This window comes from Candidatus Omnitrophota bacterium (assembly GCA_041653595.1).
GTDB lineage: Bacteria > Omnitrophota > Gorgyraeia > Pluralincolimonadales > Pluralincolimonadaceae > Pluralincolimonas.
The window spans coordinates 17,218-27,376 of record JBAZFB010000013.1 but is presented as its reverse complement, the minus strand read 5'-3'; the positions used below and the strand labels follow the sequence as shown (position 1 = coordinate 27,376).

The following is a 10,159-nucleotide window of genomic DNA, read 5'->3' as shown; positions in this document are numbered from 1 at the left end:
AGTCAATCTCGACAAGCTGAGCTATGCCGGCAATCTCGAGAACCTTAAAGATATAGAAAAGAACGAGAACTATACCTTCATCAAGGGCGATATCTGCGACCATAAGGCCGTGGAGAAGGCGATCAAGGGCTGCGATTACGTCGTGAACTTCGCGGCCGAGAGCCATGTCGACCGGTCTATCCACGGGGCGGACGAGTTCATAATGTCGAATGTCCTCGGGACGAACGTCCTGCTGGAGAAAGCCAGGATGAACGGCGTATCGAAATTCATCCAGATCTCGACCGACGAGGTCTACGGTTCGATAGAGGACGGTTCTTTCAATGAAGGGAGCTCCCTTGCGCCGAACAGCCCCTATTCTGCGAGCAAGGCCGCCGCAGAGCATATGTGCCGCGCCTATTTCGTCACGTTCGGCCTGCCCGTGGTTATAACCAGGAGTTCGAACAACTTCGGGCCTTACCAATACCCGGAGAAATTCGTCGCCCTAAGCATAACAAACCTCATCGAGGGGGAGAAGGTACCCCTTTACGGCGACGGCAAGAACGTCCGCGACTGGCTCTACGTCGAGGATAATTGCGACGGGATATATTTCGTATTGAATAAAGGAGCAGCGGGCGAGGTATACAATATCGCCGGCGGGTACGAGATGATGAACATAGATATGGTGCACGATATCATCAGGGCGATGGGCGGGGACAGGTCGATGATAGAATATGTCAAGGACCGCCTGGGGCACGACAGGAGATATTCGCTTGACGATTCAAAATTAAGGGATATGGGTTGGAAACCCAACCATACCTTCAACGAAGCGCTTGATAAGACCGTAAAATGGTATGAAGATAACCGCGATTGGTGGATGAAGATAAAGCACAAGGGCGCCTACAAGAAATATTACACGAAGCAGTATAAAGGTAGAGCTTGAAGACGCTGATTACCGGCGCGACCGGCATGTTGGGTTGCGATCTTTGCAGGGAATTTTCGGCCGCGGGCGATGTCGCCGGTTTAACGCGCGGCAAACGCGAAGCAAAACAGTGCCGCGCCTCACAACTGCTGGCGGCGGATATTACGGACAGGGACGGCGCAGCCCGGGTCATCCGGAAGTTCAAGCCCGGCCTTGTGATAAACGCGGCCGCATTGGCGGATGTCGATTTCTGCGAGCTCAATCCCGAAGAGGCCTTCAAGATAAACGCCGAAGGGGCCAAAAACGTAGCTGACGCGGCGGAAGAAGCCGGGGCGTTATTGATCCAGATCAGCACGGATTACGTCTTCGATGGGGATAAGGGTTCGGCCTACACGGAAGAGGATAAGCCCAATCCGTTAAGCGTCTACGGGGATTCGAAACTGGCGGCCGATGATTACATAAGGTCAAACATCGGCAAATATGCCATAATACGTTCGAGCTGGATGTTCGGCTCCTGCGGCAATAATTTTGTCGATTTTGTCGTCGAATCGGCCAAAAGAGGCGACAGGATAAAGGCGGTCGGCGAGAAATCCGGGAACCCTACCTATACGGCGGACCTGGCGAAGGCGATCTTTGATCTTTCGGAGAATATCAGGCAGGGTAAGGTCCCGTCGGGTGTATATAATATCTCCAACGAAGGGGTTTGTTCGCGTTACGAATTGGCGAAAGAGATAACCGCCCTCTGCGGGCTGAAAGCCGAGATCGTATCCATAACCGCCAAGGAAGCCGCCGGGCCGGCCTTGCGGCCGAAATTATCGGCTCTCGATAAAACGAAGGTAAGCAAGGCGCTGGGATATGGATTAAGGCATTACAGGGAAGCGCTGAAAGATTACTTAAAGACCAGAAAGAGGAGATGAGCAGCTGATGGTTACGAAATTTAAAGCGAAGATAAACCAGAAGAAGGCCAGGATCGCGGTGATCGGCCTTGGTTATGTCGGATTGCCTCTGGCGATAGAGTTCGCCAAAAAAGGCTTCAAGGCGCTCGGGGTCGACCTCGACAGGAACAAGGTGAATTCAATAACCGCGGGTAATTCCTATATTTTGGATATCCCGAGCGAGGAGATAAAACCCCTGCTAAGAAAGGGGACGCTCAGGGCAACTCGCGATTATTCAAGGCTTAAGGAAGTCGACGCCATAATAATCTGCGTCCCGACGCCGTTAAGGAAGACGAAAGACCCGGATATGTCTTTTATCGTTTCAGCCGCCGAGTCGATCGCCAAGAATTTAAAAGAAGGGCAGGTGATAGTCCTCGAATCGACCACTTATCCCGGTACGACCGAGGAGGTCATCCTTCCCATATTGGAGGCCACCGGCCTGAAAGTTGGAAAGGATTTCTGTCTCGGTTTCTCTCCGGAGAGGATCGACCCGGGCAATCCCACATATATGACGCATAACATACCGAAAGTCGTAAGCGGTATGACGAAAATATGCAGGGATAACATAGAGTTATTGTACGCCCAGATAGTCGGGAAGGTCATACCGGTCTCGTCGGTGAAAGTGGCTGAGATGGTCAAGCTCCTCGAGAATACTTTCAGGTCGGTCAACATCGGGCTCGTGAACGAACTCGCGCTCATGTGCGACAGCCTTAAGGTGGACGTTTGGGAGATCATCGAGGCCGCGAAGACAAAGCCGTTCGGCTACATGCCGTTCTACCCCGGCCCGGGATTAGGCGGGCACTGCATCCCCATCGACCCCATATATCTGGCATGGAAGGCCAGGATACAGGGGTTTGAGCCGAGGTTCATAGACCTGGCCTCAAAGGTGAACGCCGACATGCCGGAACACGTAGTCGAGAGGGTTTCCCGTTCGCTCAACAACAGGTTCGGGAAGGCGGTCAAGGGCGCAAAGGTACTCGTCCTGGGCCTTTCCTACAAAAAAGACGTGACCGACACGAGGGAATCCCCGGCATACGAAGTGATAGAAGAGCTCAGGGAACGCGGGGCCGCCATCTCATATCACGATCCTTTTGTGCCTGAATCCCGGTTATGCGGCCGAAAGATGAGGTCCGTGAAACTTACCGCCTCGGAACTAAAAAGCAAGGACTGCGTCGTCATAGTCACCGACCACTCGGACGTAGATTACGGCTTTATAGTCAAGAATTCGAAATTCATCCTGGATACGCGTAACGCGTTGAGGAATATAAAAACAAACCGCAACAAAATAGAAAGGCTCTAGTCTCATGGCCAGGTACCTTGTTACCGGAGGCGCGGGATTCATCGGTTCCAGCATCGTCGATGAGCTTGTGCGCCGGCGCGAAGAAGTAAAGGTCCTCGACGATCTCTCGTCGGGAAAAAAGAAAAACCTAGAAAAGGTCTCAGGCAAGGTCGAGTTTATAGAAGGGGACATACGCGATCCCGCCGCATTAAAAAAAGCGCTCAAAGGATGCGATTATGTTATCCACCAGGCGGCGCTCCGTTCCGTCCCGAAGTCCCTGGCTAATCCGCAATTATATGACGACGTGAACGTCAAAGGCACCCTCAATGTCCTGATCGCCTCCCATGAGAGCAAGATAAGAAGGGTAGTCTTCGCGTCGTCCAGCTCGATCTACGGGGATACGGTCAAGCTCCCTCAGAGCGAAGACCAGATACCGCAGCCGATATCGCCTTACGCCGCCACCAAGCTTGCCGGCGAGCATTACTGCAGGGTATTCGCGAAATCGTACGGGCTCGAGACCGTTGCGCTCCGCTATTTCAACGTCTTCGGGCCGCGGCAATCGCTTGAATCCGAGTATGCCGTAGTCATACCCAAGTTCGCCACCTGCATACTAATGGGCGAGCAGCCGCCGGTCGACGGCGACGGGAAGCAAAGCCGTGATTTCACGTATGTGGATAATGTCGTCGACGCGAACCTTGCCGCCGCGGTGCGCGAAGGGATATCCGGGGAGGTATTCAATATCGCGTGCGGAAAGGGATATAACCTTCTCGAATTGGTCAGGATACTGAACGAGATCATCGGGAAAGAGATAAAGCCGAGGTTCCAGCCGCCGCGCCCCGGCGACGTCAAACATACCCTCGCGGACATAACTAAAATGAAGAAACTTCTAAAGTTTGAACCAAAGGTCGATTTTGTGCTGGGCCTGAGAAAGACCGTCGAATATTTTAGATCGGTAAACGGAAATAACTGAGATGAAAGTCCCGTTAGTAGATCTGGTCAGGCAGTACAGGAAATTACAGGGAGAGATAGACCCGGCCGTGAAGTCCGTCCTCGAGAAAGGCGTTTTCATCCTCGGAGACAACGTCGCAAAGTTCGAAGAAGAGGCCGCGGCTTACTGCGGGACAAAATTCGCCGTCGGCGTCGCGAACGGCACTGACGCCCTTGAGCTTGCGATCAAAGCTCTGGGTATCGGGGACGGCGACGAGATTATCACGACCCCCTTTACCTTTATCGCCACCACAGAGGCTATTTGCCTTAATGGAGCGAAACCCGTTCTCGTTGATATTGAACCCGATAGCTTTAATATAGACGCGGCCCGCGTAGAGAAAGCGATAACTTCAAGGACCAAGGCGATAATCTCGGTGCATCTGTTCGGCCAGGCCTGCGATATGGACGCGGTGATGAGTATCGCTAAAAAACGCGGCATTAGGGTCATCGAGGACTGCGCGCAGGCGATAGGCGCGGAGTCCGGGTCGAAAAAGGTCGGCGGTTTCGGTGATATCGGGTGTTTCAGTTTCTTCCCGAGTAAGAACCTCGGCTGCTTCGGCGACGGAGGGATGGTCACGACTAATGATAAGACGCTCGCCGACAAGGTAAAAATGCTGCGCGCCCACGGGCAAGCCGACAGGTACCGCCACGAGACAGAAGGCCGCAACAGCAGGTTGGATGAGATCCAGGCGGCGATATTGAGGATAAAATTACGCCATCTCGACGAATGGAACGAATCCCGCCGCAAAAACGCGCGCCTTTATAATAAAATGTTCGAAAATTTAAGCAAGGCAGGAAAATTAACGGTCCCCGCAGAGAAAAAAGGCCGGAAGCACGTATATAATATATATAGCATTAAGGTAGACGGAAGGGACGGATTAAGGGAATCGCTTACCGCGAAAGGTATCGCTACGGCGGTATATTACCCGGTACCGCTCCATCTGCAGCCTGTCTACGGCCGGCTCGGGTGGAAGAAAGGCGATTTCCCGGTGAGCGAAGAGGCGTGTCAAGAGGTATTGGCACTTCCCGTCTTCCCGGAACTGGAAGAGGAAGAGGCCCGTTTCGTCGCGCGGGGTGTGATAGATTTTCTGGAGGGAAAGAGTTGAGGATACTCATAACAGGCGGCGCCGGTTTCATAGGTTCGCACCTTTGCGATTTTCTTACAGGGAAAGGGCATAAGGTCATCTGCATGGATAACCTTATAACCGGCAAAAAGGAGAATATCTCCCACCTCCTCGGAAACAAAAATTTCAAATTCGTAAATCATAATGTCTCCGTAAAAATAAATGTCAGCGGACCGGTAGACTACGTGCTCCATTTCGCCTCTCCCGCGAGCCCTGTCGATTACCTTATGTATCCTATCCAGACCCTGAAGGTCGGAAGCCTCGGGACCCATAACGCCTTGGGCCTCGCGAAAGCCAAAAAGGCCAAATTCCTGCTCGCCTCGACGAGCGAAGTATACGGCGACCCGCTGGTAAATCCGCAGCCGGAATCATATTGGGGCAACGTAAACCCGATAGGCCCTAGGGGCGTCTACGACGAGGCGAAACGCTTCGCCGAGGCCATAACGATGGCCTACCACAGGGTGCATAAAGTCGATACGAAAATAGTCCGCATATTCAATACCTACGGCCCGCGGATGCGCAGGAACGACGGCCGCGCGATACCGAATTTCATAACGCAGGCCCTTGAAAATAAGCCGATCACCGTATACGGGAAAGGCAAACAGACAAGGAGTTTTTGTTACATAGATGACCTCGTAAGGGGGTTATACGCGCTGATGCTCTCCGGCCTGAATGAACCGGTAAACATCGGAAACCCCAACGAGGAGACCCTCCTCGACCTGGCCAAGAGGATCATATCCCTTACCGGGAGCAGGAGCAGGATAACGTATAAGCCCCTCCCTGTAGACGACCCGAAGGTGCGCCGGCCGGATATAAGGAAGGCCAAAAAAGAACTTAAATGGACTCCCGGGGTTTCCCTGGAAAAAGGCCTCAAAGAGACGGTTAATTTCTTCAGGTTTTCCTGACGGCGAAAGGACCCACCATGATGAACAAAAATCCGGACAAAATATCTGTTATCATCCCGGTCTACAACGAAGAGAAGGCCCTGAAAGGGGTCTTAAGCGAGATCGCAGCGTCAAAAGGAGAGGTTGATATCGACGAGATCATCGTCGTGGACGACGCTTCTACCGACAACAGCGGGCTCATAGCGAAAGATTCGGGCGCGCGGGTCATCAGGCACAAAAAGAACCTCGGTTACGGGGCTTCGCTGAAGACCGGCATAAGGAATGCCCGCAACGAGGTTCTGGTCTTTTTAGACGGCGATGGCCAGCATAACCCCGGCGATATAAAGAAAATGGTCGAAAAATTGAACGAGGGGAACGACATGGTCATCGGCGAAAGGATGAACGCGCGCGAGCTGGCGGAAAGCCGGAGCCTCGGGAAATTCGTTTTGAAATGGGTCACGAATTTTATCGCCGATACAAAGATCAAGGACGTCAACTGCGGTTTCAGGGCCACGAGGAAAAGCGTCATCGAAAAATACCTGGGTTTGTTGTCCGACCAATTTTCATTCTCGGTCACCTCGACGATCGTTTTCATAAAGAGCGGGCTCTCTATCGAATTCTGCGGGATCATGGCAAGGAAGCGGCTTGGCGTAAGCCACGTAAAGCAATTTAGGGACGGCAGCCGTATTATCGTATTAATATTGAGGCTGATAGCGCTTTTCGACCCGATAAGGATATTTTTTTCCATCGGCATATTCCTGTTCACTATAGGCGCCGTTTACGGCGCTTACAAATTCGTGACGGTAAAACAGGGTTTATCCATAGGAGCATTGATAATCGTCATATCCGGCATCCTAAGCGTGCTTTTGGGCATTATTTGCGACCAGATCGCCTCCCTCCGCTTAGAGAAATATAAATAGGGATTTTATGTGCGGTATATGCGGATTCGCCGTTAAGAAGCTGGATTTTGACGCCCGGGAGAGGCTCATGTCCATGAATGGGCCGATGGTCCGCAGGGGTCCCGACGAAGAAGGTTATTTCCTGAAGGATGGGGCGGGGCTGGCCGTCAGGAGGTTAAGCATAGTGGACCTGAGCGGCGGAAGCCAACCGATCCATAACGAAAATAAAGATATTTGGGTGACGGCAAATGCCGAGATATATAATTTTCACGATCTCGCGGAAAGGTTGAGAAGCAAAGGGCATAAATTTTATACAAAAAGCGACGTTGAAGTAATAGCGCATGCTTACGAGGAATGGGGCGTAGATTTTTTAGGCCAGGTCAGGGGCATGTTCGCCATAAGCATATGGGACGACCGTTTAAAATGCCTGATACTGGCTAGGGACAGGTTCGGCATAAAACCTCTCGTCTATATGCCGGTAGATGACGGGATATATTTTTCCTCAGAAATACGTTCTTTGGAGGCCTGCCGGGGACCGGACCTGAAATTAGACGCGCAGAGCCTCTATATGTATCTCAGCTTTAACTACGTCGTACAACCCCGCACCATCTATGAAGGCGTAAAATGCCTCCAGCCCGCCCATTATCTGGTATATAAAGAAGGAAAGATAGAGGAGCGCCGCTATTGGGATGCCGGGTCATCGGCGTTGGCGCGTCCGGGCGGAAAACAACAGAAGGAAGATGAGGTTGATTCCGCAATAGATGAATCGGTAAAGGCGCACCTGATAGGCGATGTCCCGATAGGCATCTTCCTCAGCGGAGGCATAGATTCCAGTATTGTATTGCGCCATTTTTCGCGGCACCAGGATAACATCCCCGCTTTCTCCGTAGGGTTTTCCGAACCTTCGCATGATGAGACCAGGTTTGCCCGCATAGTAAGCGAACGCTACGGCGCCGAGCATTTTGTAGATATCATAGACGGAGGAAGATTCCTCGGCGAATTTCCCGAGATCGTTTCCGGGCTCGATGAGCCGTTCGCCGATTCTTCGATGGTAGGGGTCCATTTCCTAGCCAAAATGGCCAATAAGCGCGTTAAAGTCGTCCTGACAGGCGAGGGAGGGGATGAGGTCTTCGGCGGTTACGATACTTATATCGCGGATGCCGTAGCCCCGTATTACAGGATGCTCCCCGGATTTATCAAGAATGCCGCTTCCGGGGCAGCCGGCCTGTTACCCGTAACGGGCAAAAAAGTAGGGCTCGACGAAAAGTTGAGGCGGTTCGTGAAGTTTGCGGACCTAGAACCGTCCTATTCGCACCTTTATTGGAGGCGGATATTCGATGACCGGGATATCCGGCAATTGGCATCGCCGGAGATCGCGAACGAAAAAACCCTGTCCGGGCTCGATGATTTTTACCGGCCGTATTTCGAAAGATCGGACAGGCTGAAAGGCGTCTACAAATACAAATATCTCGACCTGAATACATACCTGCCGAGCGACATGTTGACGAAGGTAGACAGGATGTGCATGGCTAATTCCGTAGAGGCAAGGGTCCCCCTCCTGGACCATATTTTCATAGAAAAAGTTTTCGGGCACCAGAGCAAGAAATTATTGCGGAAGATACTGGCCGAAGACCTTCCCGCCTGCGTCACTTCCCGCAAGAAGGAAGGGTTTAATATGCCGCTAAAAAAGTGGTTAAAAGAGGAGCGCGGTTTCAGGGACATGTTATTCGACGAAACGGATAAATTATGCCGCCTCTCGGAGGTAAAATTCGACGCGGATTACATAAGGTCATTATATGCAAGTCATGTGTCAGGGAAGGAAGACAACGCTTACAAGCTGTATAATTTATTAGTTTTCGCCATGTGGAGGAATTCCCGTGGTAATAACTAAGATCCTGTTAAGCCTTTTTATCGCGCTGATGCCGTTCGTAAAGATGCCCTCACTCCCGTATTTCCAGCGCAAGATACAGTATACGGAAATAGTGTTCATCTTTTTGTTCCTCTGGGTCGTTTACCAGGCCGTCAAACGGGGGATATCCCTGAAACGCGGGATCCCAAGCCTCCATTCCCTGGTTTTCTTATTAACGACATTTGCCGTCTCGCTTTTCCTGGCTAAACCGCAGTTGGTAGATTTTGTAGAATATTCGGGGATAGCATACCTGTGCGTCATGTATATCGCGATCGTTATTTCGGTCAGGGACGAAAGCGACTGGTACTATTATTTACGGGTGTGGGCGTGGACAAGCGCGTCCGTATGCGTATTGGGATTGCTGGGGTATGCCGCTGCCTGCGCCACAGGCGCGCCTAACTCGCTCGTGCCTACGCTTAATCCGCAGTCTGAATTGATATTTTTCCCAGGCGCGGTCCATTTTGATTTGAGGATAACCTCTACATTCAACAACCCGAACATGCTCGCCGCGTATTTGATAACAGGCACAGCCGTCATACTTTTGCTTATAAGAAAGACGATAAAGGACGGCAAAAAGTCCGGGATATACCTTGCGTTTCTGTGCCTGCACATATTGGCGGCCGCCCTGACGAAAAGCAGGACCGCGTCGGGAGTATTTTTACTGGCCACGGCGGGCTTGTTCATGTTAACGCCTGTCAGGAAATACGCGCTATTAAAGATCTCCGCAAGCCTTTTCACCCTTTTATATTCCGCGCTGGCTTTAGCGACGGTTGTGATCTGGGTCTTCCCGGTGCAGCTTAACCCGCTTAAGGTGACCACGAAAAACACGGAATATTACCTGCAGTCGGAGGCCGGGTTCAAGATGTGGAAAGACCACCCGATTTTCGGGGTGGGGCCGGGCAGGTATAACCGCAATCTGGCGGATTACTTCGATTGGGATAAGGCGAGAGAGTCTATATTCGACCCGGACGACCCTTTATGGAGGACGAAAGACCCGCACTCCACGTATTTTGGCTGGGCCGCGGAAACGGGGATAGCGGGACTTCTGGCCGTATTGGTTTTATTGGGTTCCCACATGGGGCTGGCCATGAAGTCCGGCGACACAAGGATAATAGCGGCGGGGATAATAGCTTTCTTGCTGGTGGGGTTCAGCATAGATATTTTGCCGATGCGCTACCTTTGGTTCCTTTTGGGTATGAACGGCGCATACGCGTATATTGGCAGGCCTAAAATAAAGGTATAAC

At 51.9% G+C, this 10,159-nt stretch carries 9 protein-coding genes; all 9 read left to right on the top strand.

Translation table 11 applies throughout. The features are described from left to right. Positions 1–919, top strand: a 919-nt coding sequence (rfbB, locus tag WC317_05965; GenBank protein ID MFA5339671.1) for a dTDP-glucose 4,6-dehydratase, incomplete at its 5' end; no start/stop codon positions are given. Beyond that, entirely contained in the window at positions 916–1,815 is a 900-nt protein-coding gene (gene rfbD / locus WC317_05960) for a dTDP-4-dehydrorhamnose reductase (protein MFA5339670.1), read from the top strand. The genes rfbB and rfbD, both read left to right, overlap by 4 nt. A gap of 7 nt (positions 1,816–1,822) precedes the next feature. Beyond that, complete coding sequence (locus WC317_05955) at positions 1,823–3,133, top strand: nucleotide sugar dehydrogenase (protein MFA5339669.1); 1,311 nt, start codon at positions 1,823–1,825, stop codon at positions 3,131–3,133. A 4-nt stretch (positions 3,134–3,137) separates the two neighbouring features. Beyond that, positions 3,138–4,082, top strand: a complete 945-nt coding sequence (locus WC317_05950) for an SDR family oxidoreductase (GenBank protein MFA5339668.1) — start codon at positions 3,138–3,140, stop codon at positions 4,080–4,082. 1 nt (position 4,083) lies between these two features. Continuing rightward, positions 4,084–5,205 carry a DegT/DnrJ/EryC1/StrS family aminotransferase gene (locus WC317_05945; GenBank protein MFA5339667.1) on the top strand — a complete coding sequence of 374 codons (1,122 nt, stop codon included), beginning with the start codon at positions 4,084–4,086 and terminating at the stop codon, positions 5,203–5,205. Further along, entirely contained in the window at positions 5,202–6,128 is a 927-nt protein-coding gene (locus WC317_05940) for a UDP-glucuronic acid decarboxylase family protein (GenBank protein ID MFA5339666.1), read from the top strand. The genes WC317_05945 and WC317_05940 overlap by 4 nt, the downstream gene beginning before the upstream one ends. Positions 6,129–6,145: 17 nt before the next feature. Continuing rightward, positions 6,146–7,027: a glycosyltransferase family 2 protein gene (locus WC317_05935; protein ID MFA5339665.1), complete on the top strand. Its 882-nt coding sequence runs from the start codon at positions 6,146–6,148 to the stop codon at positions 7,025–7,027. Positions 7,028–7,034: 7 nt separating this feature from the next. After that, positions 7,035–8,897: an asparagine synthase (glutamine-hydrolyzing) gene (asnB, locus tag WC317_05930; protein MFA5339664.1), complete on the top strand. Its 1,863-nt coding sequence runs from the start codon at positions 7,035–7,037 to the stop codon at positions 8,895–8,897. Then, a complete protein-coding gene (locus tag WC317_05925) occupies positions 8,884–10,158 on the top strand; it encodes an O-antigen ligase family protein (GenBank protein ID MFA5339663.1) in 1,275 nt (424 codons plus the stop codon). Before asnB ends, WC317_05925 begins: the two co-directional genes overlap by 14 nt. Position 10,159 lies beyond the last annotated feature (1 nt).

What these genes read in the sequence shown, in the direction of transcription:
- WC317_05955 (MFA5339669.1), top strand. Translation starts at nt 1,823, where the DNA reads ATGGTTACGAAATTTAAAGCGAAGATAAACCAGAAGAAGGCCAGGATC.
- asnB (MFA5339664.1), top strand. Translation starts at nt 7,035, where the DNA reads ATGTGCGGTATATGCGGATTCGCCGTTAAGAAGCTGGATTTTGACGCC.
- WC317_05945 (MFA5339667.1), top strand. Translation starts at nt 4,084, where the DNA reads ATGAAAGTCCCGTTAGTAGATCTGGTCAGGCAGTACAGGAAATTACAG.
- WC317_05950 (MFA5339668.1), top strand. Translation starts at nt 3,138, where the DNA reads ATGGCCAGGTACCTTGTTACCGGAGGCGCGGGATTCATCGGTTCCAGC.
- WC317_05935 (MFA5339665.1), top strand. Translation starts at nt 6,146, where the DNA reads ATGATGAACAAAAATCCGGACAAAATATCTGTTATCATCCCGGTCTAC.